This window comes from Streptomyces maremycinicus (assembly GCF_001184025.1).
Taxonomy (GTDB): Bacteria; Actinomycetota; Actinomycetes; order Streptomycetales; family Streptomycetaceae; genus Streptomyces; species Streptomyces maremycinicus.
Genome location: NZ_BBYG01000008.1, coordinates 77,811 through 101,911, shown reverse-complemented (window position 1 = coordinate 101,911; position 24,101 = coordinate 77,811). Strand labels below are relative to the sequence as shown.

23 protein-coding genes are annotated in these 24,101 nt (G+C 69.9%); 9 read left to right on the top strand and 14 right to left on the bottom strand.

All coding sequences use genetic code 11. From position 1 onward, the window contains the following. Nucleotides 1–14 precede the first annotated feature (14 nt). Together mqnP and AOQ37_RS00530 are read right to left on the bottom strand one after the other, a co-directional pair. Nucleotides 15–917 (bottom strand): menaquinone biosynthesis prenyltransferase MqnP, encoded by a 903-nt coding sequence (mqnP, locus tag AOQ37_RS00535; RefSeq protein ID WP_062640034.1) that lies wholly within the window; start codon nucleotides 915–917, stop codon nucleotides 15–17. Next, entirely contained in the window at nucleotides 914–2,371 is a 1,458-nt protein-coding gene (locus AOQ37_RS00530; RefSeq protein WP_062640031.1) for a menaquinone biosynthesis decarboxylase, read from the bottom strand. Before AOQ37_RS00530 ends, mqnP begins: the two co-directional genes overlap by 4 nt. A 176-nt stretch (nucleotides 2,372–2,547) precedes the next feature. Between AOQ37_RS00530 and AOQ37_RS00525 the strand changes: the two genes are divergently transcribed. Beyond that, nucleotides 2,548–2,967: a PLD nuclease N-terminal domain-containing protein gene (locus AOQ37_RS00525; RefSeq protein ID WP_062640029.1), complete on the top strand. Its 420-nt coding sequence runs from the start codon at nucleotides 2,548–2,550 to the stop codon at nucleotides 2,965–2,967. Nucleotides 2,968–3,038: 71 nt separating this feature from the next. Here the strand turns inward: AOQ37_RS00525 and AOQ37_RS00520 are convergent, their stop codons facing one another. Then, the gene (locus tag AOQ37_RS00520; protein WP_159401279.1) at nucleotides 3,039–4,385 is read right to left on the bottom strand and encodes a S8 family serine peptidase; all 1,347 of its coding nucleotides are present in this window, start codon (nucleotides 4,383–4,385) and stop codon (nucleotides 3,039–3,041) included. Between the two features lie 207 nt (nucleotides 4,386–4,592). Beyond that, nucleotides 4,593–5,378: a CDP-alcohol phosphatidyltransferase family protein gene (locus tag AOQ37_RS00515; RefSeq protein ID WP_062640026.1), complete on the bottom strand. Its 786-nt coding sequence runs from the start codon at nucleotides 5,376–5,378 to the stop codon at nucleotides 4,593–4,595. Nucleotides 5,379–5,590: 212 nt separating this feature from the next. On the opposite strand from AOQ37_RS00515, the gene AOQ37_RS00510 reads away from it, so the two are divergent. After that, the gene (locus AOQ37_RS00510) at nucleotides 5,591–6,049 is read left to right on the top strand and encodes a nucleoside deaminase (RefSeq protein ID WP_062640024.1); all 459 of its coding nucleotides are present in this window, start codon (nucleotides 5,591–5,593) and stop codon (nucleotides 6,047–6,049) included. A gap of 64 nt (nucleotides 6,050–6,113) precedes the next feature. Continuing rightward, the gene (locus AOQ37_RS00505) at nucleotides 6,114–7,064 is read left to right on the top strand and encodes an isopenicillin N synthase family dioxygenase (RefSeq protein WP_062641317.1); all 951 of its coding nucleotides are present in this window, start codon (nucleotides 6,114–6,116) and stop codon (nucleotides 7,062–7,064) included. Nucleotides 7,065–7,188: 124 nt separating this feature from the next. On the opposite strand, the gene ccsB is transcribed toward AOQ37_RS00505, so the two are convergent. From ccsB to hemL, 7 genes are all read right to left on the bottom strand, one after another. Beyond that, nucleotides 7,189–8,265 carry a c-type cytochrome biogenesis protein CcsB gene (gene ccsB, locus AOQ37_RS00500; protein WP_062640022.1) on the bottom strand — a complete coding sequence of 359 codons (1,077 nt, stop codon included), beginning with the start codon at nucleotides 8,263–8,265 and terminating at the stop codon, nucleotides 7,189–7,191. Continuing rightward, nucleotides 8,262–10,097: a cytochrome c biogenesis protein ResB gene (gene resB / locus AOQ37_RS00495; RefSeq protein ID WP_078889918.1), complete on the bottom strand. Its 1,836-nt coding sequence runs from the start codon at nucleotides 10,095–10,097 to the stop codon at nucleotides 8,262–8,264. The genes ccsB and resB overlap by 4 nt, the downstream gene beginning before the upstream one ends. A 3-nt stretch (nucleotides 10,098–10,100) precedes the next feature. Further along, a complete protein-coding gene (locus AOQ37_RS00490) occupies nucleotides 10,101–10,871 on the bottom strand; it encodes a cytochrome c biogenesis CcdA family protein (protein ID WP_062640021.1) in 771 nt (256 codons plus the stop codon). A gap of 1 nt (nucleotide 10,872) precedes the next feature. Next, nucleotides 10,873–11,505, bottom strand: coding sequence for a TlpA family protein disulfide reductase (locus AOQ37_RS00485; protein WP_062640019.1), 633 nt, complete (start codon nucleotides 11,503–11,505; stop codon nucleotides 10,873–10,875). 156 nt (nucleotides 11,506–11,661) lie between these two features. Then, nucleotides 11,662–12,957: a polysaccharide deacetylase family protein gene (locus tag AOQ37_RS00480; RefSeq protein ID WP_062640016.1), complete on the bottom strand. Its 1,296-nt coding sequence runs from the start codon at nucleotides 12,955–12,957 to the stop codon at nucleotides 11,662–11,664. A 258-nt stretch (nucleotides 12,958–13,215) separates the two neighbouring features. Beyond that, a complete protein-coding gene (locus tag AOQ37_RS00475; RefSeq protein WP_062640014.1) occupies nucleotides 13,216–13,935 on the bottom strand; it encodes a histidine phosphatase family protein in 720 nt (239 codons plus the stop codon). Then, nucleotides 13,932–15,251, bottom strand: coding sequence for a glutamate-1-semialdehyde 2,1-aminomutase (hemL, locus tag AOQ37_RS00470; protein WP_062640012.1), 1,320 nt, complete (start codon nucleotides 15,249–15,251; stop codon nucleotides 13,932–13,934). Before hemL ends, AOQ37_RS00475 begins: the two co-directional genes overlap by 4 nt. A 563-nt stretch (nucleotides 15,252–15,814) precedes the next feature. On the opposite strand from hemL, the gene AOQ37_RS00465 reads away from it, so the two are divergent. Continuing rightward, complete coding sequence (locus AOQ37_RS00465) at nucleotides 15,815–16,252, top strand: hypothetical protein (RefSeq protein WP_020130078.1); 438 nt, start codon at nucleotides 15,815–15,817, stop codon at nucleotides 16,250–16,252. Between the two features lie 67 nt (nucleotides 16,253–16,319). Here the strand turns inward: AOQ37_RS00465 and AOQ37_RS00460 are convergent, their stop codons facing one another. Beyond that, nucleotides 16,320–17,666 carry a tyrosine-type recombinase/integrase gene (locus tag AOQ37_RS00460; protein ID WP_062641314.1) on the bottom strand — a complete coding sequence of 449 codons (1,347 nt, stop codon included), beginning with the start codon at nucleotides 17,664–17,666 and terminating at the stop codon, nucleotides 16,320–16,322. A 1-nt stretch (nucleotide 17,667) separates the two neighbouring features. After that, nucleotides 17,668–17,985: a helix-turn-helix domain-containing protein gene (locus AOQ37_RS00455; protein ID WP_062640010.1), complete on the bottom strand. Its 318-nt coding sequence runs from the start codon at nucleotides 17,983–17,985 to the stop codon at nucleotides 17,668–17,670. A gap of 386 nt (nucleotides 17,986–18,371) precedes the next feature. Here AOQ37_RS00455 and AOQ37_RS38210 point away from each other — a divergent pair, with 386 nt between their 5' ends. The 5 genes from AOQ37_RS38210 (at nucleotide 18,372) to AOQ37_RS00430 (ending at nucleotide 23,546) form a co-directional block, all read left to right on the top strand. Continuing rightward, nucleotides 18,372–18,608, top strand: a complete 237-nt coding sequence (locus AOQ37_RS38210) for a helix-turn-helix transcriptional regulator (protein WP_078889916.1) — start codon at nucleotides 18,372–18,374, stop codon at nucleotides 18,606–18,608. A gap of 143 nt (nucleotides 18,609–18,751) precedes the next feature. Further along, on the top strand, nucleotides 18,752–20,008 hold the full coding sequence (locus AOQ37_RS00445) for a DUF3631 domain-containing protein (protein ID WP_062640009.1): 1,257 nt from the start codon (nucleotides 18,752–18,754) through the stop codon (nucleotides 20,006–20,008). A 199-nt stretch (nucleotides 20,009–20,207) separates the two neighbouring features. Beyond that, complete coding sequence (locus AOQ37_RS00440; protein ID WP_062641311.1) at nucleotides 20,208–21,023, top strand: DUF2637 domain-containing protein; 816 nt, start codon at nucleotides 20,208–20,210, stop codon at nucleotides 21,021–21,023. 235 nt (nucleotides 21,024–21,258) lie between these two features. Then, entirely contained in the window at nucleotides 21,259–21,777 is a 519-nt protein-coding gene (gene mobC, locus AOQ37_RS00435) for a plasmid mobilization relaxosome protein MobC (protein WP_062640007.1), read from the top strand. Continuing rightward, nucleotides 21,774–23,546, top strand: coding sequence for a relaxase/mobilization nuclease domain-containing protein (locus AOQ37_RS00430; RefSeq protein WP_062640005.1), 1,773 nt, complete (start codon nucleotides 21,774–21,776; stop codon nucleotides 23,544–23,546). Before mobC ends, AOQ37_RS00430 begins: the two co-directional genes overlap by 4 nt. Here AOQ37_RS00430 and AOQ37_RS00425 read toward each other — a convergent pair whose 3' ends face one another. After that, complete coding sequence (locus AOQ37_RS00425) at nucleotides 23,547–24,092, bottom strand: flavoprotein (RefSeq protein WP_062640004.1); 546 nt, start codon at nucleotides 24,090–24,092, stop codon at nucleotides 23,547–23,549. Between the last annotated feature and the right edge of the window lie 9 nt (nucleotides 24,093–24,101).

Below are 24,101 nucleotides of genomic sequence, written 5' to 3'. Positions count from 1 at the left end.
CGGACCGGACCGGCCTAGAGCGTGAGCCCGCGCACCAGCAGGTCGATCAGCGCGCAGCCGAACAAGCTGATGCCGATGAAGCCGTTCGTCGAGAAGAACGCCCTGTTCAGACGGGTCAGATCATGCGGCCGCACGATCGTGTGCTCGTAGACGAAGGCGCCCGCGACGATCACCAGGCCGAGCCAGAAGAAGACGCCGGCGTCCGTGGCCAGGGCGTACCAGACGAACAGGGCCGTCGTGATCGCGTGGCAGACCCGCGCGCCCTTGACCGCCGCCGGGACACCGAAACGGGCCGGGACCGACATGACGCCGACCTCGCGGTCCGTCTCGACGTCCTGGCAGGCGTAGATCAGGTCGAAGCCGCCGATCCAGACGCCCACCGCCAGGCCCAGGATCACCGCGTCCCAGGACCACTCGCCGGTGATCGCCAGCCAGCCGCCGATCGGGCCCATCGCCTGCGCCAGGCCGAGGATCGCCTGCGGGAAGTTCGTGAAGCGTTTGCCGTACGGGTACACCACCATCGGGATCACCGCGATGGGGGCCAGGGCCAGGCAGAGCGGGTTCAGCAGCGCCGCCGCGCCCAGGAAGATCACCAGGGCGATCAGGGCACCGGTCCAGGCGTGCCGCACCGACATCGCGCCCGTCACCAGTTCGCGCTGTGCCGTGCGGGGGTTACGGGCGTCGATCTCGCGGTCGATGATCCGGTTGACCGCCATGGCGAAGGTGCGCAGGCCCACCATGCAGACGGTGACCAGCAGCAGCCTGCCCCAGTGGATGTTCCCGTCGGTCTGGAACATCGCCGTCAGCGCGGCGATGTAGGCGAAGGGCAGCGCGAAGACCGAGTGCTCGATCATCACCAGCCGCAGGAAGGCCTTCGTGCGTCCCGGCCGGGGCATCGCCGCGGAAGCGGAGCTCACAGTCCGTACTCCTTCCAGCGGCGGTCGACCTTCGCCGCCGTATCCGGGTCGGACAGCACCATCTCCGGCCAGCCGCCGTCCCTCGTGTACCCCTCCTCGGGCCACTTCCGGGTCGCGTCGATACCCGCCTTGCCGCCCCAGAACTGCTGGTAGGAGGCGTGGTCGAGATGGTCGACCGGGCCTTCGACGACGGACAGGTCACGGGCGTAGTCGGTGTTGCCGAGCGCCCGCCAGGCGACCTCGTGCAGATCGTGGACGTCGCAGTCCGCGTCGACGACCACGATCAGCTTGGTCAGCGACATCATGTGGGCGCCCCAGACCGCGTGCATGACCTTCTGCGCGTGCTTGGGGTACTTCTTGTCGATCGAGACGATCGCGCAGTTGTGGAAGCCGCCGGCCTCGGGCAGGTGGTAGTCCACGATGTCCGGGACGATGACCTTGAGGAGCGGGAGGAAGAACCGCTCCGTGGCGCGGCCCAGCGGGCCGTCCTCCGTCGGCGGCCGGCCGACCACGATCGACTGGAGCAGCGGGCGCTTGCGCATCGTCACGCAGTCGATCTTCAGGGCGGGGAACGGCTCCTGCGGGGTGTAGAAGCCGGTGTGGTCGCCGAAGGGGCCCTCCGGCAGCATCTCGCCCGGCTCCAGCCAGCCCTCGATCACGACCTCGGCCTGAGCGGGCACCTGGAGCGGGACCGTCTTGCAGTCGACCATCTCGATCCGCTTGCCCGCGATGAAGCCGGCGAAGAGGTACTCGTCGATGTCGCCGGGGAGGGGGGCGGTGGAGGCGTACGTCACGGCGGGCGGGCAGCCGAAGGCGATCGCGACCGGCAGCCGCTCGCCCTTGCGGGCCGCGACCTGGTAGTGGTTCCGGCTGTCCTTGTGGATCTGCCAGTGCATGCCGATCGTGCGCTTGTCGTGGCGCTGGAGGCGGTACAGACCGAGGTTGCGGATGCCGCTCTCCGGGTCCTTGGTGTGCGTCAGGCCCAGGTTGAAGAAGGAGCCGCCGTCCTGCGGCCAGGTGAAGAGGGCGGGAAGGGCGTCGAGGTCGACGTCGTCGCCGTGCAGGACGACCTCCTGGACGGGAGCGTCCTGCGGCTTCACCTTCTTCGGCGGGACGTGCGTCATCGCGCCGAGCTTGCCGAACGCCTCACGGACACCGACGAAGCCGTGCGGCAGCTCGGGGCGCAGCAGGCCGCCGATCTTCTCGCTGATCTCGGCGTACGACTTGAGGCCGAGGGCCTTCAGGAGCCGCCGGTCGGTGCCGAACACGTTCATCGCGAGGGGCATGCTCGACCCCTTCACGTTCTCGAAGAGCAACGCGGGGCCGCCGGACTTCTGGACCCGGTCGACGATCTCCCCGACCTCCAGATACGGATCGACCTCAGCCTTGACGCGCTTGAGGTCGCCTTCGCGTTCCAGTGCCCTGAGCAGGGAACGAAGATCGTCGTAAGCCATGTGTCCCAGTATCGCCGAGGCCCGTCCGGCGCCGACGCGCGCCCCGGGTTACGCCGCCCGCCCCGGCGCGCACCGGGGCCGCCCGCGAGGGAGCGATTTCCGCCACCCGCTACCCTGGGCCGGTCACCGGGGCCGTCCCGCGCCCCCGTCGCCGTCTCCTGGGGGAACCCGCCACCATGCTCAGGTATCTGCCGTTCCTGCTGGTACTGGCGCTGTGGATCTACGCCTTCATCGACTGCCTCAACACCCCCGAGGAGGAGGTGCGAGGGCTGCCGAAGGTGGTCTGGGTCATCATCATCCTGCTCTTCGGCGAGGTGCTCGTCGGTCCGGTCGCCTGGCTGGTGGCCGGCAAGGCGCGGCGCGCGCCCGTGGGCGGTGGCACCGCGGGCGGGTCGCCCCGCGTCCGGCGCGCCGAGTGGGTCGCGCCGGACGACAACCCCGAGTTCCTCAAGTCCCTCAAGAACGACAAGGACAACGAGGGCGAGGGCAAGAACGACGAGGCCCTGCTCAAGGACTGGGAGGCCGACCTGCGCCGCCGCGAGGACGAGCTGAAGCGCCGCGAGTCCGGTGAGGACCCCCAGCCTCCGCAGAGCTGACGAACGCCTGCGGCGCCCGCGGTCCCGGTGGGACGCGGGTGCCGCAGCGGTGCCCGGGGCCGAGGCCCTGTCTAGGCCGCGTCGTGTGCGACGGACCTCGGCGCGCACCGGGGGGCGTTCCGCCAGTAGCAGCCGACCTGGACGAGTCCGTAGCGGTAGTCCGAGCCGGTGCCGGCGACGGGCAGCGCGTCCCGGCCGAGGGTGCGCAGGATGTCCCGGGCGGTGCCCCGGCAGTGACCCGAGGTCAGACACAGCGCCGCGGAGCCGGTGACGAAGGGCGCGGCCATGCTCGTCCCGGAGAGGAAGCCGTGGTCCTCGCCGCGGGACGTCGCGCGGGTGGGGAGCGTGGAGAGGATGTCGCTGCCCGGGGCGGCGATGTCCACCCAGGACGCCCCGTGGTTGGAGAAGCGGGCCCGCTGGTCGAACACCGTGGTGGCGGCGACGCTGATCGCCTCCGGATAGGCCGCCGGGTAGTTCGGCGCGGTCGTGCCGGTGTTGCCCGCCGAGGCCACCACGGCGACACCCGCCTGGGCGGCCAGCCGGACGGCCTGGTGCACCAGCGGGCTGTCGGTCGCGGTCCCCAGGCTGAGGTTGGCGACCCGGATGTTCTTCGCCCGGGCGTTGCGGGCGACCCAGTTCAGTCCCGCGATGAGGTCGGAGAAGAGCCCTGAGCCGTTGTCACCCAGGACCTTGACGTTCCACAGTCGGGTGCCGGGGGCGGTGCCCACCGCGCCGATGCCGTTGTCGAGCGCCTGGACGATGCCCGCGACGTGCGTTCCGTGGCCGGCGAAGTCGTCAGCGCTCGGCGAGGCGCTGAAGTTGACGTTCCCCGCCACCCGCAGGTCCGGGTGACCGGCGTCCACGCCGGTGTCCAGCACCGCCACCCCGACCCGGGCGGCCGCGGGCACCCGGAATCCGTGCTCGGAGCCCGCCACGGCGCCGATCCGGAACAGGCCCCACTGCCCGGCGAGCAGCGGATCGCCCTGGTGGGCGACACCGCCGGTGCCCGGTGCGACCGCCCGCTGCCGCGGCACCCGCGGCGACGAACCGGCGACCGGCTCGGGCAGGGACACCTGTCCGTCGGGTTCGACGGAGGCGACCTGCGGGTCGGTGCGGATGGCCGCGATCTGTTCCGCCGTGGCCTCCAGGGCGTACCCCTTGAGGGCCGTCCCGTCCACGGTGGCGTCGAAGACATGGCGCAGCCGGCTCCCGCCGTCCGAGGCCTGGCCCTTCGCCTGTTCCTCGGCGACCTTGCCCGGATCGGTGACCGTGTCCTTCAGCTGTACGATCCACCGCCCGGCCGACGCGGGCTCGGCGGCCCGCGCGGAGCCGGGCACGACCGCGGCGGCCGTGAGGACCGACAGCGCGGCACCGGCGATCAAGCCCTTACGCAGCGGAAGCTTTCCGAGTCTTCGCACCTTGGTCCTCCACACCCTGCACACCGGAGATCGACAAGGTCGGACCCTAGGAGCGGACACGGATCCCCTCTGGCTGACGCACCCCGGCAGCAGCCGGACCGATCATGAAATCACCTGATCAGTCCATCGCCGGGCTCTCGTTCCGCCGACGGCCCGCCCCTGCGACGCCGGAGGGCGTGGGCGCCCTCCGCGGCCGCCTCGCCCGGGTCACCGCAGGCGGGACGACGACAGGATCGACAGCAGGTGCGCCGGGACCATCAGCCAGGTGATCGCGGCGATGGCCGCCAGTGCCCAACGGGTCGGCCCGACACCGCCGGTCGCCGCGTCCAGGGCGGCCACGGCGAGCAGGACCAGGGAGGCCTCGATGCCGTTGGTGACCCGGTGGATCTTGAAGGCCGCGGCGAGGCGGCGCAGTGAGGCGACGCCCTGGGAGCGGGGCGCGGTGGCCTCGTCGTCGGCGACGGCGAGGCCGCGCCGGGCCCGGGCGACGTCCACCAGGTCGGTCGAGGCCTTCAGCAGCACGACGCCGAGCGCGGTCGCGAGACCCAGCGACACCCAGCCGTTGAAGCCCGCCCAGCCGCCGAGGCCGGACTCCGCGGCCCGGAAGCCGAAGCCGATCATGAGCGCCGCGTCGGCCAGATAGGCGCCGAGCCGGTCGACGTAGATGCCGGTCGCGCTGTTCTGTCCCTTCCAGCGGGCGACCTCGCCGTCCACGCAGTCGAAGAGCAGGAACAACTGCATCAGGAGTGCGGCGAGCACGGCCCCCGTGAGGCCGGGGATCAGCAGCGCGGCGCCGGACAGCACCCCGCACACCACCATCGTCCAGGTCAGCTGGTCCGGGGTGACCCGGGTGCGCACCAGCTGGCGGGTGAACCGCAGCGAGAGGCGCCGCATGTAGAGGCGTCCCGCCCAGTGTTCGCCGTTGCGACTGGCGAGCTTGGCCTGCGGCTGGCAGACCTCCCGCAGCTCCTCAAGAACGGGAGCGGCAACCATGAGCTTTCCTTCCGCCGGGGCTCAACTGCCGCGCCTGCGGCGGTGATCGGCACAGGTTACTCGACCCGATCGCGGAGGTTTCCCGGGGGATTGCGGCCCACCCGTCGGCCCACCGGCCGGTTCCCCACACGATCGCGTGAGGGCCCGCGTCAGCGCGGGCCCCACCGGGAACGGATCGTCGTGAAGGCACGCACTCCATCGAGGAGGACCGCATGGACCGGCTGGATCAGGCGACCGCACGGTCGTGGCTCGCCACCGCCGTCGAGGAGGCGCGGGCCGGCCTCGCCGAGGGCGGCATCCCGATCGGCGCCGCGCTCCACGGCCCGGACGGCACCCTGCTGGGCCGCGGCCACAACCGACGCGTCCAGGACGACGACCCCTCGGCGCACGCGGAGACGGCGGCCTTCCGTGCCGCGGGACGCCGGCGCTCGTACCGCGGCACCACGATGGTGACGACGCTGTCCCCCTGCTGGTACTGCTCCGGGCTGGTCCGCCAGTTCGGCATCTCCCGGGTGCTCGTCGGTGAGGCGAGCACCTTCCGCGGCGGCCACGACTGGCTGGCGGAGCACGGCGTCGAGATCGTGCTCCTCGACGACTCCGCGTGCATTGCCCTGATGCGCGACTTCATCGCGAAGAACCCGGCTCTCTGGAACGAGGACATCGGTGAGTAGCCCCCAGGCCGACCACACCTCCCCCGACTCCCCCGCGACTCCCGCGACCGCTCCCTCCGCCCGTATCCCGACCATCGACCTCGGGCCCTGGCTGGACGGCACCCCCGGCACCCGCGCCGCGATCGCCCGGACCGTCGACGACGCCCTGCGGACCGCCGGCTTCCTGCTGATCACCGGGCACGGCGTCGACCCCGGCCTGCGCGACCGCATCCGGCGGGCCGCCCGGACGTTCTTCGTGCTGCCCGCCGACGTCAAGCAGGCGTACGGCGCGAAGGTCGGCGGGCGTGGCTGGCTGGGACCGGGTGCGGAGGCCAACGGCTACGCGGAGGGGACGGCGACACCGCCGGACCTGAAGGAATCGCTGACCTTCGCCACGCACGAGCCCTTCGACGACCCGGTGCTCGACGCGGAGTGGTACGCCCCGAACGTGTGGCCGGCGGAGGTGCCGGAACTCCAAGGGCTGTGCGAGGAGTACCTGACCCGGATGGCCGAGCTGGAAAACCGGCTGCTCTCCCTGCTCGGGGAGGCCCTCGGCCTCGAACCGGACTTCTTCTCCCGGCACATGGAGCACCCGACCTACGGTTTCAACATCAACTGGTATCCGGGGACGGAGGTCGTCGGGGAGCCCCAGCCGGGCCAGTTCCGGATCGGCCCGCACACCGACTTCGGCACTGTCACCATCCTCGACCGGCAGGCCGGCAAGGGCGGACTCCAGGTCTGGACGGATGCGGGCGGCTGGGAGGACGCGCCCTTCGACCCGGCCGCCTTCACCGTCAACATCGGTGACCTGCTGGCCCGTTGGACCGGCGACCGATGGCGCTCGGGCAGGCACCGCGTACTGCCGCCCCCGGCCGACGCACCCGCCGAGGAACTCATGTCCCTCGTCTACTTCGGCGAGTGCACCCCGGGGACGCTCGTGGAGTCCGTCCCGGCACCCGTGGGCCGGGTGGCGTACGAGCCGGTCGACTCGCATGTGTATTTGCGGGCGAAACTGGACTCGATCACGGTGCGATGACGGGCCCGCCCCGCGCCCGGCCGGGGAAATCCGTGTCCACGCCCTCTGCCTGTCCGTACGGCGAAGGCCGGTTCCCGTGACCTGAGTCACGGGAACCGGCCTTCGGTCGTGGACCGGTCGCGTCTCAGACGCCCGCGTACGAGTGCTTGCCGGAGACGAAGATGTTGACGCCGTAGTAGTTGAACAGCCAGCAGCCGAACGCGAGCAGGGCCAGGTAGGCGGCCTTGCGGCCCTTCCAGCCGGCCGTGGCGCGGGCGTGCAGGTAGCAGGCGTAGGCGACCCAGGTGATGAACGACCAGGTCTCCTTGGGGTCCCAGCCCCAGTAGCGGCCCCAGGCGTCGCCCGCCCAGATCGCGCCCGCGATGATCGTGAACGTCCAGAGCGGGAAGACGGCCGCGTTCACCCGGTAGGCGAACTTGTCGAGCGAGGCGGACGCGGGCAGGCGGTCCAGCACCGAGTTGGCGAACTTGCCGGGCTTGCCGCCGGTCGCCAGCTTGTTCTCGTAGGCGTCCTTGAACAGGTACAGGATCGTGGCGACCGCGCCGACGTAGAACACCGCGCCGCAGAAGATCGCGGTGGAGACGTGGATGTACAGCCAGTACGAGTGCAGCGCCGGGACCAGCTGGTCGCTCGCCGTGTAGAGGACGGTGACCGCGAGACCCAGGTCCAGCAGGACCGAGGTGATCAGGAACAGGCCGAGCCAGCGCACGTTCTTCTTCAGGGCCAGCAGCCCGAGGTACACACCGACGGCGACCGTGGAGAAGGTGATGTTGAACTCGTACATGTTGCCCCACGGCGCCCGCTCCACCGAGGCCGCGCGGGCGACGACGCCGCCCAGCTCGACCAGGAACGCGAGCACGGTGAGGGAGATGGCGATCCGGCCGTACATGTCGCCCTGCTCGTCACCGCCGTGCGCGCCGGGCCCGTCGGGCACGTCACGCGCGCCGGCCGCGGAGCGCACGACGACCTGCGGCCGCTCCAGGACGGTCGTTCCGCCGTTCTTCCTGGCGGTGACGGCCGGGCCCTGTGCCGCGGCCGGGGCGGTGAGCGCGGCGGCCGTACGGCCCACCTTGCTGCGGCTGCCGAGGAGCCACTCGGCGATGTACGCGAAGAAGGCCAGGGTGTAGACGGCCATCGCGGAGTAGATCAGCGTGTTGCTGATGCTCGCGAGGTTTTCGTTGGTGGCGGCGGCGAGAGTCACTTCTCAGCCCCTTCGGCTTCGGCAGGTACGGCTTCGGGTTCGAAGGACGCGGACGGTTCTGGAGTGCGAGGCGTGTCAGGGGTGTCGGGATCCGGGGGCGAGGGAACCCGGTCGTACAGGATCCCGGCGAGGTCGCCGAGTTCCTCGGGCACCTTGGCCGACTCGCTGCGGCCGAGCCCGGCCATCTCGACGACCGTCACCCCGTCGTCGCCCTTCACCGCGCGCACCCAGACCCGGCGGCGCTGGAGGAACAGGGAACCGGCGAGGCCGAAGATCGCGGCGATGGCGCCGCCCAGCGCCCAGCCGCTCGCGGGCTGCTGGGTGACCTGGAAATTCGCCCATTCCTGGGTGCCCTCGTAGGTCACCGAACCGGCGCCGTTCGGGAGGGTCATGGTCTCGCCGGGCTTGAGGTTGTCCCGCAGCTGGAGCTTGTCGGAGTCCTTGAAGCCCTTCATGTGGGCCGTGTCGAGCTGGTACACGCTCTGCGGGATGCCCGAGTTGACGCCGAGGTCACCGTGGTACGGCGTCAGGTTCAGCACCGGGTTGCGCAGCGACGGGAACGTCGAGGTGGTCTCGTTGCCCGGCGTGTACGTCGGCAGGAGGGTGGCCATGATGCCGAGCTGCTCGCTCACGCCCTGGGCGTTGCGGTAGCCGTCGTACACCTTGATCACGCCGGAGGAGGTGACGTTGGAGTCCAGCGGCAGCAGCGGAACGGCGTCGTGGTAGACGACGTTGCCCTTGCCGTCGCGGACCGTCACCAGGGGGGCGTAGCCGTGAGCGGTGAGGTAGACCTTGGAGTCACCGATCTCCAGCGGGTGGTTGACCTTGACGAGGGTCTTCCTGTCCTTGCCGTAGGCGCCCACGCTGTAGGTGATCGCGGCCTGGTAGGTGCGCGCGGTGCCCTTGTTGGGACCGCTCTCCTCATAGGTGCCGGTGAACTTGTTCAACACGAAGCTGAAGGGCGTCAGGTCACCGGTGTCGAAGAGGGTGCCGGACTTGAAGTCGTCGTAGGAGATGAGGGTGTTGGAGAAGCCGTCGCCCTCGACGACCAGCTTGTTGCCCTCGGTCTTGAACAGCTGGCCCCAGGCGAAGGCGGTCAGCATCACGATCAGCGCGATGTGGAAGACGAGGTTGCCGACCTCGCGGAGGTAGCCCTTCTCGGCGGCGACCGCGTCACCGGCGAGATGGGCGCGGAAGCGGCGCCGCTTGAGGAGCACGAGCGCGGCCTCGCGGACCTGCTCCGGTTCGGCGTCCGTACGCCAGGTCGTGTAGGCGGGCAGCCTGGTCAGACGCCTGGGCGCGCCCGGCGGACGGCTGCGCAGCTGGCCCACGAACTGCCAGGTGCGCGGCACGATGCAGCCGATGAGGGAGACGAACAGCAGGATGTAGATCGCGGAGAACCACACCGAGCTGTAGACGTGGAACAGGCCCAGCTTGTCGTAGACCGGCGCGAGGGTGGTGTGCCGCTGCTGGAAGTCGGCGACCTTCGTCGCGTCGTTGCCGGTCTGCGGGATCAGCGAACCGGGGATCGCGCCGAGGGCCAGCAGCAGGAGCAGGAGCAGCGCGACCCGCATCGAGGTGAGCTGCCGCCAGTACCAGCGGGCCCAGCCGGTCACGCCCAGGCCCGGCGTGGAGGAGAGCGACTCCACGGGCGCGGTGGACAGCTGGGAATCCGCGGCGCCGAAGTCCTGTTCGCCGGTCGCGGACGTGGTCTCCTCGGTCGCGGACGTGGTCTCCTCGGTCGCGGCCGTGGGCTCTTCGGTCGCGGCCGTGGGCTCGCCGGGCGCGGTCGGCGTCTCGCCGGGGGCGGCGCCGACAGTGCTCTTGCTCATGAATCAGATCCCTACGGTGAAGCCGGCGGACCAGGACTGGATGTCCTGCACGAGGCGGTCCCAGGCGCCGGTCAGCAGCAGCAGACCGGTCACGATCATCATCGTGCCGCCGATCCGCATCACCCAGACGTAGTGGCGCTTGACCCAGCCGAAGGCGCCGAGCGCCTTGCGGAACGCGACCGCGGCGAGCACGAAGGGCACACCGAGGCCGAGGCAGTAGGCGACGGTCAGTATGGCACCGCGCCCCGCGCTGCCCTGCTGGGAGGAGAGGGCGATCACCGAGGCGAGGGTGGGACCGATGCAGGGGGTCCACCCGATGCCGAACAGGGCGCCGAGCAGCGGGGCGCCGGCCAGTCCGGCGACGGGCCGTTTGTGGAAGCGGAACTCGCGCTGGGTCATCCAGGGCATCAGCCCCATGAAGAAGACGCCCATGAGGATCATGAGCGCCCCCAGCACCTTGGACAGCACGCCCTGGCTGGCCTGGAGGTTCTCGCCGAAGTAGCCGAACAGGGCGCCGCTGGAGACGAAAACGGCGGTGAAGCCGAGGACGAAGAGGGAGGCGCCGGCGACCATCCGCCCGCGACGGGCCTCGGCGAGGTCGGTGCCGGCGACCCCCGTCACGTACGAGAGGTAACCGGGGACGAGCGGCAGCACGCAGGGCGAGAAGAAGGAGACGAGACCGCCGAGCAGCGCGATGGGCAGGGCGACGAGCAGGGCGCCGTTGAGCACCGTGTCGTTGTAGCCCGTCACGGCGAGCGTGGTGACTGCGCTCACGTCACTTCTCCGCGAGGACCGGAGAGATCATCTTGCGCAGCTTCTCCTCGCTGAGCGCGGCCAGCGACCGGGCGGCGATCTTGCCCTCCCGGTCTATGACGAGCGTGGAGGGGATGGCCTGCGGGTTGAGCGTGCCCTTCTTGAAGCGGAGCATCAGCTTGCCCGTCGGGTCGTACAGGCTGGGGTACTCGATGCCGTACTGCTTGTCGAAGGCCATGGCGTTGGCGGCCTTGGTGTCACGGGTGTTGATGCCGACGAACTGCACGCCCTCGGCCCGGAGATCCTCATAGACCTTCTGGAAGCCGGCGGCCTCGGCGCGGCACGGGGAGCACCAGGAGCCCCACACGTTCAGGACGACGACCTTGCCCTTGTAGCCGGCGACGTCGAGTTGCTTGCCGTCGATCGTCTTGCCGGACAGGTCGGGAGCGGCGGCGCGCTCCCCCTTCTTCGCGGTGGAGATGCCGTCCTTGCCCATCACGAAGTGGGTGTCACCGCCTCCCCCGGTGGTGCCTCCGGAGGTGCAGGCGGACAGCAGCAGTGCGGCGACGGCTGCGCCGACGGCCGCGGTCAGGGCGGCACGGCGCGAACGGTTCCGGCTGGTCGAGCACAGGGGGGCGCGGCTGGCGGCACTCATGTGAAAAGTTTCGCATGTCCGTTCCGAGGATCTTGCGCACCCCCCTTGCGGGGAGAAAACCCCATTTCAGGCGGCGTTGGAGGCGGTGCCCGCGGGGGTCGGGGCGGTGGTCCGGGCGGCGGTGGGCGCGGTGGCCGCCGGGGGTGAGGCGGAGTGCTAGGCCGCGGAGGCGGAGGCGGAGGCGGAGGCGGAGGGGGTGCTCGCGCCCAGGAAGGTCTTCCAGCCCCCGGCAGGCCGCTGCCCGACGTCGAGGGTGCGCAGCTTCTCGAGGACCTCCGGCTGCTGGACGTCGATCCAGTCCACGAACTGCCGGAAGGAGACCAGCCGCACGTCCGCGCCCTTCTCCTTCTCCCGCGCGATGTGCTTGAAGGCCTCCTCGACGGCGTCCATGTAGATGCCGCCGTTCCACTGCTCGAAGTGGTTGCCGACGAAGAACGGTGCCCGGTTCGTCTCGAATGCCCGCTTGAATCCCTGGATGTACGCCTGCGCGGACTGCTGCCGCCAGCCCGGGTAGTTGTGGCTGGGCGCCTTGGTCGAGTTGATCGACTGGTTGGCGAGCATGTTGTAGTCCATCGAGAGGACCTCGAAACCGCGGCCGGGGAAAGGTATCTGCTGCAACGGCAGATCCCATATGCCGTCCTTCTTCTTCGGCCACACCTGACGCCCGCCCGGCGAGGAGGCGTCGTAGCGCCAGCCGAGGGCGCGGGCGGTGGGCAGCAGATTGTCCTGGCCGAGCAGACAGGGCGTGCGGCCGCCGACGAGTTCCTTGTCGTAGTCGAAGGGCAGCGCGGGCAGGTCGCTCCAGCCGGTGTTGGTCCGCCACTCCTTCACGAACGACTTCGCCTGGTCTATCTCGCTGCGCCACTGCTTGGGCGTCCAGTTGCCGACGGTCCCGTGCCCGGAGCAGAAGTGGCCGTTGAAGTGGGTGCCTATCTCGTGCCCTTCGAGCCAGGCGCGGCGGACGCCGTCGAGCGTCATCCTGACGTGCTCGTCGGTGAGGTAGCCGATGTCGGAGGCCCCGCGCGGGTTGTTCGGGGGGTCGTAGAGCCGCTTCTTCGACTCGGGCAGCAGGTACAGCCCGGAGAGGAAGAAGGTCATGCCGGCGCCGTGCTCCTCGGCGAGGTCGAGGAAGCGCGTGAAGAGGCCGTTGCCGACCTCGCCCGCCCCGTCCCAGGAGAAGACGACGAACTGCGGCGGCTCCTCGCCGGGCTGGAGCGGCACGGGCTCGGCCGGCTGGTGGGGCTGTTTGCCGGTGAAGGAGGTGGAGCCGTCCCCGAGGGGTCGGGCGGTGACCTTCGGACTGGCGCTGCCGGAGGGTTTGCCGGAGCCGCTGGAACCGCCGGGGGTGCTCGGCCCGTCCGAGTCCGTGAGGCTGCCGCACCCCACCAGTCCGGCAGCGGCGGCGGCCCCGGCACCGAGTCCGAGTGCTCCCCGTCGGGTGATGGCGCGCATGGCAACCCCGTTCGTCACATTTTCCGATGGTCACCCATTCAGAGGACGTGACGAACGAGGAGGTTCCGCCGATAGTTCCGGATTCCGTAACAGAGTGGCCCTTTTCAGCCACGGCACACGGCCGCGGGTTCCGCCCCCCGGATTCCGGTAGACGGATCCGGCCGCGGGTTCCGAGGGCGGATCCGGCCCTGGGTTCCGGTAGGCGGATGCGGCCGTGGGTTCCGGTGAGCGGATCCGGACGGGCGTGGGCCCGCGGGACTACGCCCCGAAGGCCTTGCCCTTCCCCTGCACCGGCTTGGCGCCGGCCCGGAGATGAGCGGGCACCAGATCGATGGCGGGTTCGCTGTAGCCGACGGACACGATCTTGTCGCCCTGGTACGTGAAGCTCGTCAGCGAGGCCAGCGTGCACTGCCGCTTGCGCGGGTCGTGCCACAACCGCCGCCGCTCGACGTAGGACCGCACGATCCAGATCGGCAGTTGGTGGCTGACCAGCACCGCCTCGTGCCCGCGGGCCGCCTCCTTCGCCGCGTCCAGCGCGCCCATCATCCGGACGACCTGGTCGACGTACGGCTCGCCCCAGGACGGCTTGAACGGGTTGACGAGGTGCTTCCAGTTCTCGGGCCGGCGCAGCGCCCCGTCTCCGACACCGAAGGTCTTGCCCTGGAAGACGTTCTCCGCCTCCAGGAGCCGCGCGTCGGTGGCCAGGCCGAGCCCGTGCGCCTTGGCGATCGGCGTCGCCGTCTCCTGCGCCCGCTCCAGCGGGGACGCCACGACGTGGGTGATGTCCCTCGATGCGAGGTGCTCGGCGACCCGGTCGGCCATCCGCCGGCCCAGCTCGGAGAGGTGGTAGCCGTCGAGACGGCCGTAGAGGACGCCATCGGGGTTGTCCACCTCGCCGTGCCGCATGAGGTGGACGACGGTGAGGTCCTTGTCGCCCGGGGACAGGAGATTCTCGGGGGCGTTTTCCGGGGTGGTCATGCCGCTGTGGCCTCCGCAGCCGCTCGGGCCGCCGCCGGAAGGGCGTCGGCGATTCTCTGGAGGGCCCGGTCGTCGTGGGCCGTGGACACGAACCAGGACTCGAAGGACGACGGCGGCAGGTACACGCCGTTCGCCAGCAGCGAGTGGAAGAAGGCGGTGAAGCGGAAGGACTCCTGCGCCTTGGCGTCCTCGTAGTCACGGACCGGCCGGTCCGTGAAGAAGACGGAGAACATGTTGGAGGCGCTCTGGAGCGTGTGCGCGACCCCCTCCTTGGCCAGCGCCTCCGACACCAGCGACTGGATCCGGGTGGAGACGTCGTCGATCCTGGCGTAGGCGGCGTCGTCGAGGAGCCGCAGCTGGGCGAGCCCCGCGGCGGTCGCCACCGGGTTCCCGGAGAGGGTGCCGGCCTGGTAGACGGGCCCGGCGGGAGCCAGGTGCGCCATGACGTCCGCCCGGCCGCCGAAGGCCGCTGCGGGGAAGCCACCGCCCATGACCTTGCCGAAGGTCATGAGGTCGGGCCGCACGCCGTCGATCCCGTACCAGCCGGCCCGGCTGGTACGGAACCCGGTCATGACCTCGTCGGAGATGAAGAGCGCGCCGTTGTTCTGGCAGGCGTCCTTGAGTCCCTGGTTGAAGCCGGGCAGGGGCGGCACGACCCCCATGTTGCCGGGCGAGGCCTCGGTGATCACACAGGCGATCTCGCCGGGGTGCCGGTGGAAGGCCTCCTGCACGGCCTCGAGGTCGTTGTACGGCAGGACGATGGTGTCGCCGGCCTGGGCGCCGGTGACACCCGGGGTGTCGGGCAGCGCGAAGGTGGCGACGCCCGATCCGGCGGCCGCGAGGAGCGAGTCGACGTGCCCGTGGTAGCAGCCGGCGAACTTGATCACCTTGGTGCGCCGGGTGAAGCCGCGGGCCAGCCGGATGGCCGACATGGTGGCCTCGGTGCCGCTGGAGACCAGCCGCACCTCCTCCAGGGGATCGATCCGGGCGACCATCTCCTCGGCGAGCGTGACCTCGCCCTCACCGGGCGTACCGAAGGACGTACCGCGCGAGACGGCCTCCTGGACGGCGGCGATCACCTCGGGGTGCGAGTGCCCGAGGATCATGGGCCCCCAGGAACAGACCAGGTCGACGTACTCCCGGCCGTCGGCGTCCGTCAGATACGGGCCGGTACCGGACACCATGAACCGGGGCGTCCCGCCCACGGCGCGGAACGCGCGCACCGGCGAGTTCACACCCCCCGGCGTGACGGCGGACGCGCGGTCGAACAGCGCCTGCGACACAGGCGCCTCGTATGAATAGGGCAGTTCGCTCATGACCTGCGACTTCTCCGACCTTCTCCGACTTGCTGGGCTCCGGTTGTCAGTGACCTCCCAGGGTAGGCCAGCGGCGGCCGGGGGCCGGCGGGGCCGTCGTCCGCTTCACCATCTGCGAAACTGAGTCGGAACGGGCCTGATAGACGTAGCTCACACCGACCGAGTGTCTTGGGGCTGCGAAGATCCTGCGGACAGGTGTTTCAACGCACGTTTCGGCGGGCGGCCGTGGGGGAGGTCACTGACACGATGATCGGGTTGCGCGGCGGGGGCCACGCGTCCTAGAAAAGCAGTCGGGTGGAGATATGCATCGCGGTGGCGGACTGGGCGAGGGGACTGACGACCTGGGTCCTCGACGTGCCCGGCGGGGAAGGCACCGGCGCGACGCGGAGGAAGCCAACGAAGCACGTCAGACGCAGGCACAAGGTGTACCGAGTGAGCCCGAGCGGATCGACCGCATCGATCAGATCGACCGGATCGACAGCATCGAGGGGTTCGAGCGGATCGACCGGCGGGTCGACCAGCGGGTCGATCCCCTTCGGGCGGGGAGCAGGAATGGTGGTCGGGTGGGGGTGACGTACAAGTATTTCGGCGCGCCCGACGGTGCGACCGCGGCCCGCGTGCCGATCTCGATGCGCCCCGAGGAGCTCGGCGGCGACGAGCTCGGTATGAACGGCATGTTCACCAAGATCAAGCCGGAGACCATGGCGGCGATGGTGCTGACGGGCATCGAAGGCGTTCCCCTCAGCAAGGTGCCCCCGCTGGAGCTGGTCGTCCTGCATCCCGACTACGCCGTGGTGAAGCTGCCCATGACGGTCGTGGATCCGCTGCGGGACATCGGCGAGGAAGCGGTGGGCGCGGCGGCCTTCATCTGGTCGACGGTCCCGGACCGGGGCGGCCCCCGGGACGCGTTCAACGTGTACCAGCTGCTGCACGAGTGGCAGGACTTCTCCCACCGGCTGCATGAGGCGGGGCATCAGCCTTATTGCCTTGTGTGGCCTTGAGCTGGGGTTTCGTAGGGTGCGGGCGGGGCTTTCGGGTCCCGCCTTTGTCATGTGCCGGGAGGGGCCGTCAGGCGGCCAGGGCACATTGAGGGCACATTGGTTTTGCTGGGGGTGCTGATGTGCCCTCGGTCGCGGGCGGGTCACCGTTGTCTTCCGCCTCGCCTTCCCCGGCTTCGGTCTCGGTGAAGGCGTCGTCGATCGCCTTGCGGGTGCGGCTCTCGCTGGACGGCAGCAGGTGCGTGTACGTCCGCAGAGTGAAGCCGGGGTCCGAGTGGCCGAGGTACTCGGAGAGCGCCTTGATGCTCTCCCCCGCGTCCAGGAGCACGGAGGCGTACGCATGCCGGAGGGCGTGCATGCCGTCCTCCGGGGCCGCCTGGAGGTACCTCGCCCCGCGCTCGCGGGGAGGGATCACGCCGGCGGCGACCAGGGCTCGCTTCCAGGCGCCCATGTTGAAGACGCTGCGGTTGTACGCCCGTCCCTTCTCATCGACGAAGAGCAAGCGGAAAGTCTTGGGATCGCCGTCGGGCTTCGCCCAGGGCAGCGTGACCACCGTCGGCGGGAACTCCCTCATATGGGCCTTGAGGGCAGCGGCCACCTGAGCCGGCAGTGGCACCGACCTGATCTTGTTCCCCTTGGGCAGGGCGAAGACGGGCTTCGTGCCGACGAGCCGCACCTGGCGGTTGACGTGAATCCAGCCGCCCTTGAAGTCGACGTCTTCGACGGCGAAGCCGAAGATCTCCCCCTGTCGCAGACCGCAGCCGAAGGCGAGCTTGCCGCCGGCCTGGAAGCGTTTGGGCAGCCCTTCGATGACGGCGCGTACGCGCTCCAGAGGCCAGGGGACGATCTTCTTCTTGGTCGCCGTCGGCAGCTTGACCGACTTCGACTTGCACGGGTTCTTCGGCAGCAACCCGTCCTCCACGGCCATGCCGAGGATGCTGGAGAGGATGTCGAAGAAGCCCTCGATCGTCGACACCTCGAAGCCGCCGTCCTGGAGGGTGCGGATCCAGCCCTGAATGACCGAGGGCTTGTTCAGGGACCGCAGCTCGCGTCGGCCGAGATGGGCGGCGATGTGATTGCGGACGGTGGCTTCGTACCGGAGGGCCGTGGTCGGACCCACCGAGTTCGCCTCGAGCCACTTCTGGGCGTAGGCGCCGAGCGTCTGCTTCGTCTCGGCGGGGACGACATAACTGCCGCTCCGGATCTCCACGTCGACCTCGGCCGCCCGCTTGTCGGCTTCGGCCCTCGTGTGGAAGTTCTCCTTGCGCTGGTGGCCGTCCAGGTCGCGGTACCGGACCTGCCAGCGCTTCCCGATCCCGTGGTCCGAGGTCGGGACCATCCGCCGAGTGCGGCTCTTGTGCTCGCTGCACTGGGTCTCGTCCGGCTTGGGATGGGACTTGTGCCAGCGGTCGTACACGTCAGCCAAGAAGGACCCCCTGGGCACGGTCGCGGATGTCTGCTCCGGAGTGGCGAGGGTGGGCGGGGCAGGCCCCGGCAGGCAGCAGAGCCGTCGGCATGACACCGAGAGCTTCGGCGATCAGGACGAGGTCGTCGATGTCGCAACGTCGGTGGGCGCGCTCGGTGCGGCTGAGCGCGGTGTTGGTCATCGGGCGGCCCATCGCGGTGCAGCGGGCGGCCAGTTGATGCTGGGTGAGGCCGAGCGCCAGCCGCATGTGCTCGATGGCACGGGCGGTATAGAGGCCGGCAGGGCCTATTTCGAGAGGTCGAGTTGCCATAACAGGTAGCTGTAACTTACAGCCGAAGCCTTTGGCAATAGTTGGTTCACAAACCCTACAGAAGTCGCATCCCGCCCGATCGCACATTGCACGGGATAGCACCTGACTCACGGCACTAGAAACTACGCTGCCGATTAAGCGTTCGCCGCAAAGTGAGCGCAGTCCAACTGACTGCAGCGCCCAGGGAGTGACCGCGACCTGCGCTTACGATCCGTCCGTCGCACTGGCGCCAACTTTTTGGTCAACCGCCGATTCGCCCTTACGGTTATGCCTCCCCTGCTCACCAACGGGAACTTCTGGAGCCTTCTAGAACCAACTCTGGACTTCTCCACCCGAGGTGTGGCTGTGTTGTCCACGCTGTTGTCCGAAACCGAAAAGGGAGCCCTATGCCGAGCCTTTCCCCCCGTCCTGCCCACACTGCCGCCGACGCCTCCCGACGCGGCCCTCTGGCCACCCCGGCGGAAGTCGCCGAGTACCTCGGGGTGCCGGTCAAGACGCTCTATCAGTGGAAGTACCGGGCCATCGGCCCCAACGTGCACAAGGTCGGCCGCCACCTGCGCTACCGGTGGGTCGAGGTGGACGCCTGGCTGAACGCCCAGGCCGCGTACGACCTCGCGGTCTGAGCCCACCTCGCGGGGGAAGCGAAGCGGCTCCCGGCGAGCCACCGCCGGGAGCCGCGCGGTCCCTGCCCTCATCGCCCATGCCTGAACGATCTGTCTCGGCGAGCCCGGGCCTTGCCCGCCTGGGCCGCCAGGGAGGAGCACCTATGGACGAATCTACGACTTCTTCCACTCCCACCCCACCTGCCGGTACCCCGCCTTGGCCACCCGTGGACGTCCCCGGCCAAGGCCAGACACCCGAGCCCTCGCCTTCTGAGAGTTGCGGACTGGACGACTCCAACGAAGGAGCCGCCCTGCTGGACGAGCTGCGGGCGGCGATCGCCCGGTACGTGATCCTGCCCAACGGTGACGCGCTGACTGCCGTCACGTTGTGGGTGGCGGCCACGCACATCCAGCCCGCGCTGCAGCACGCACCGCGCCTGGCGGTGGTCGGGCCGGCGAAGCGGTGCGGCAAGTCCCGTCTGCTGGACGTGATCACGGAGACGGCGCACGACCCGCTGATCACCGTGAACACCAGCCCGGCCGTCGTCTTCCGCGCCATCGGCGACGACCCGCCCACCCTCTTGGTAGACGAGGCCGACACCATCTTCGGCAGCATCAAGGCCGCCGAGAAGAACGAGGAACTGCGCGGCCTGCTCAACGCCGGCCACCAGCGCAACCGGCCCGCCCTGCGAATCTCCGGCCCCGAGCACAAGCCTCGGAAGTTCCCCACCTTCGCCATGGCCGCGCTCGCCGGTATCGGCGCTCTGCCGGACACGGTCATGGACCGGGCGGTGGTGATCCGCATGCAACGCCGCAAGGACGGGGAGCGCGTCGAGCAGTTCCGCTCCCGCCGCGACATTCCGGCCCTGCACGCCCTGCGGGACCGTCTTACGGCTTGGATCCGTCCGCTCATGGACACGGCCGCGGACCTGGTACCGAGGATGCCGGTGCAGGACCGGGCGGCCGATACCTGGGAACCGCTCGTGATCGTTGCGGAGCTGGCCGGCGGCACCTGGCCCGACGATGCGCGCGCTGCCTGCGCGGCCATGTGCGCCGCCGAGGCGGACAAGGACGACGAGTCCAATCTCAAGACCCGCCTGCTGCAGGACATCCGGCGCGCCTTCGCCCGCTGCGGCGACCCGGACCTCATGCGCACCCGGGACCTGCTGGAGGAGCTACTCAAGGATCAGGAGGCTCCGTGGGCCGAGTACGGCACCACCGGCCTCGGCCCTCGCCACCTCGGGCTCCTCTTGAAGGACTTCGACATCAAGGCCGCCACCCTCCGTTTCGAGGGCGGCAGGCAGGCCAAGGGTTTCGCCCGCCTTCGCTTCACCGATGCCTGGGCGCGGTACTGCCGGGAGGAATCCGACTCCGAGAGCAGTGACGAGAGCACCCCGATGAACCCGGGCCCGCACCCGTAAGGACTCGTCGCACCCGTCGCATCGCAGGTCAACCCCGTGACGGGTGTCGTCGCTGCGACGAGTCGTCTCGTACCACGACGGTCACCCGTACCTGCTCTGACCAGCCGTGCGACGAGTGCGACGGGTCCGCCTCCCCTGACCAGCAGAACCCCCTCCCGCTTGGAGCACCCGCTTGCCTGCACGCACCACCGTGCCCCGGATACCGGTGATGACCGCTGCGATCCGCCTGGGCGTCGCTACGGTCGGCACGATCGGCTTCGCCCTCTCCTACGACGCCCTGCGGCAGATGGCCGTCGCCATCCACATCCGCGGAGTGCTGACGTACGCCTTCCCTCTCGTGATCGACGGGTTCATCGCCATCGGCGTCGCAGCCCTGCTCATCCTTCGTGCCGCCCCCTGGCGCTCTCGCCTCTACGTCTGGGCCCTCGTCGGCATCGCCACCATCACGAGCATCTGGGCGAATGCCCTGCACGCCGTCCGTCTCAACCAGGAGAGCAACGCCGCCGGGCTCCACTTGGACGACGTCACCGTCGGTGCGCTGTCGGCCATCGCCCCGCTCGCACTCGCCGGAGCCGTCCACCTGGACCTCGTCATACGCCGCCACCCCACACGACGGCACTCGACTGAACCGGTCAGCGCTCAGCGCCACACTCACATCGAAAGCCCGCCGCGGCCCGAGTCGGACATCGACACGTCCGATTCATCGACGGACGCGGCACAGGCACGGCCTGGAGTTGTGGCGCAAGACATGGCGGATGTGGCGGGTCCCCCGGCCGACGTGGCGGGGGCCCGCCAGCCCCAAGAGCAGATCAAGGGCCGGCAGCCCAGCGTTTCCACGGAGACGCTCCTGGCTCTCGGCCGCACCGCACCCCTGGGACGCCACGGGCGCATTTCCCGCCGCCACGTCGAATCGGCGATCCGGGCCCAGGGCCACCCCATCGGTAAAGACCGCCTCACCGAGATCACGCGCCGCCTGCAGACCGAACTGGATCGCACGCCCGAGCGCGTCGCCTAGCGCGCTGACCAGCCGTTACCGCCCGTCATCGCACTGCTCAGGCCAGGGCACGAAGCGCCTGGCCGGCTGTCGCCGTCACTCCCCGCCCACCCATTCCAGTCAGGACTGACCGATGCGCGAATCCCGATATGACCTGCTCTCCGGACAGCCGGTGATGAGCACGGGCGTCACCCAGCCAGCAAGGTATGCCGTTGGACCGTCCAAGGGTCGGTCCAACGGGAGTTCCGCCCCGGGGGTGGCGGAAACTCTCGGGAGCCAGGGGGCATCCGAGGAGGAACAACGCGTCCAGGCCACGCCCGTCGTCCTGCCGCGTGCCGCCGAAGCCGCCGCCCTGCACCGCATCGCCCGTCGCCGCAAGCGCAAAGACACCCAGCGCAAGGAACGCGTCGACGTGCGCTACAGCGTCGAAGAGAAGAGCGCCATTCTCGCCACGGCCCGGTCCCTCAACGTCGCCGGCGCCCACTACGTCGGCGCCGTCGTCATGGCCCACATTCACGGCGACCTCGCCCTTCCAGGCCAGCGCACCCCGCTGGACGACTACATCGACGAGCTGACCGCCCTGCGCGAGCAGGTCGCCAAGATCGGCAACAACACCAATCAGATCGCCCGGAAGCTCAACACCGGCGGTCATCCACACCCTGGGGACACCGCCGCCCTCGCCCAGACCGAACGCACCCTGGTCGCGGTCCGTACTGCCATCAGCGAGATCGCGGCAGCGGCGAACCAGGCCGTCACCAACAAGGCCGCCCGGTGATCGCCAAGATCAGCAGCGGAAAGGACACGGCCGGCCTGATCCGCTACCTGTTCGACACCAAGAAGGCCAAAGACCACACCGACCCCCACCTCGTCGCCTCCTGGGACGGCTTCGCCCCCGACCCCGGCCGCACGGACGACTTCACCGCCACAAAGCGGCTTCTCGTGGCTGACCTCGACCTCCGCGTCAAGCAAGCCCGCCGACTCGGCCGCGCACCCGAGCGGCACGTCTGGCACTGCTCCCTCCGCGCCGCCATGACCGACCGCCACCTCAGCGACGAGGAGTGGGCCGACATAGCCCGCCGCGTCGTGGCCGCCACCGGCCTCGCGCCACAAGACGACCCGGACGGCTGCCGCTGGGTCGCCGTCCGCCACGCCCCCGACCACATCCACATCGCGGCCACCAAGGTCCGCGGTGACCTCCGCCCCGCCCGCCACTGGAACGACTACCTCACCGCCGACCGCGAACTCGCCGCCATCGAGAAGGAGTACGGACTCCTTCAAGTCGTCCGCGGAGACCGCACTGCCGCCAGACGCTCTACTCGCGCCGAGCAGGAAAAGGCACACCGCCAAGGGCAGGACAAGTCGGCTCGTGAACGCCTGCGCACCATCGTCCGCACTGCCGTGGCCGCCTCCACCAGCACCGAGGAGTTCATCCGCCTGCTCAGCCGCACCGAAGGTGTGTTGGTCGAAGCCGTGTACTTCCCTTCCGGCGACGTACGCGGCTACAAGGTCGCCAGCGAAGACAGCCTCACCGCCGCCAAGGAACCCATCTGGTACTCCGGCTCCACACTCGCCCCGGACCTGTCCCTCCCCAGGATCCGAGCACGCCTGCAGGCCACCGACCCGCAGCCCACCAACCAGCCGAACAAGCGCTTTCCTCGCTCTCCCAACCCCTGGCACCAGGCCATCGCCGCCACCGAGCGCATCCCCCACCACCTCAGCGGTCACGACGATGGAGCCTCCCAGGCCCACCTCGCCGCCTTCGGTGAAGCCCTTGACTCCCTGCCCCTTCTCGCCCCCGCGCCCATCCGCGCCCAGCTCCGCGAAGCCGCCCACGCCTTCGAGCGCGCCACGCGCTCCCGCATTGAGGCCGAACACCACCACGCCCGCGCCCTGCGAAGCGCCACAAGGGCGATGCTCCGCGAGCCCGCCCTCAAGGACGGTACGGCTCTGGCGATGCTCCTCGATGCCGCGATCCTCGTCACCATCGCGGCCACTCGCTGGCACCAGCTCCGCCACCACGACCAGCAGGTCGCCGCCACCCAGCAGACCCTGCTCCACCTCCAAGCCGCATACGACCAGGCAGCAACCGCGCCCCTGACCGCCCTCATCCGGCGCCGACCGCCACAACCGACTGTGGACCGGCACGTCCACCACATCCGTCGGGCCGTACCCAAGCACTCGGAGCACGTCCTGGCAGATCCCTCGATTGCTGCCCTCACCGCCGCACTCGCCGAAGCGGAAGCACTCGGGCACGACCCTGAGCGACTCCTCAGACAGGGCGCCGACCTACGTGCCCTGGATGACGCCCGCTCCCCCGCAAGGACGTTGGCATGGCGAATTCAACGCTTGAGCGCACGGCCGACGCCCAACGCATGCGCCCGTGCAGCACAGGCCCACAGGACAGTGCGGCCCGACGGGACACCCAGCACTCCGGCCCACGAGGCAAGCACCGTCTCCACCGGCGCGTTGAGCACCGTGACCGCGAACCACACGAGGGCAGCCGCCACGATCGCGCCCCCGCCGCCGGGAGCACGCCGTCGCTGATCACGACCGCGCGGGCAACCTCGGGGCAAGCAGCTCCAGCACTTCCTCCCAGCGGTAGCGGTCGGCCCCACCGCCCGCCTTCGGCCGGTGAGGCTCGTAGGAACCGATCAGGACACCCATCTCGCGCAGCAGATCCAGACTCCTACGGTATGCAGGATGGGCGGCCTGGGCGGAGTTCAGGTACGGCAACATGGCGACCGGAACGCCCATGGCGGGCGCCTCGCACAAGATCCCCAGCGCCAAGTTGTCCGAGATCCCGGCGGCCCACTTGTTGACCGTGTTGAAGGTCGCCGGGGCGACCGCGATCGCATCCGCAGCCCGACTCGGGCGCGGCTCCGCCGGTGACCGCCAGGCCGAGCGGATGGGGCGGCCGGTCTGGTCCACGACCGCCTCAGCGTCAAGGAAGCCGAGTCCTTGCGGGGTGGCGACAACGCCGACATCCCAGTGCCGCTCGTGCGCTGCCGTGATCAGCCGGCCGACGTCGGCTGCGACTCCGGCCGCGCAGACCACAATCTGAAGGAACAGCTTGTCGGACTGATCGCTCACGCGGTGCTC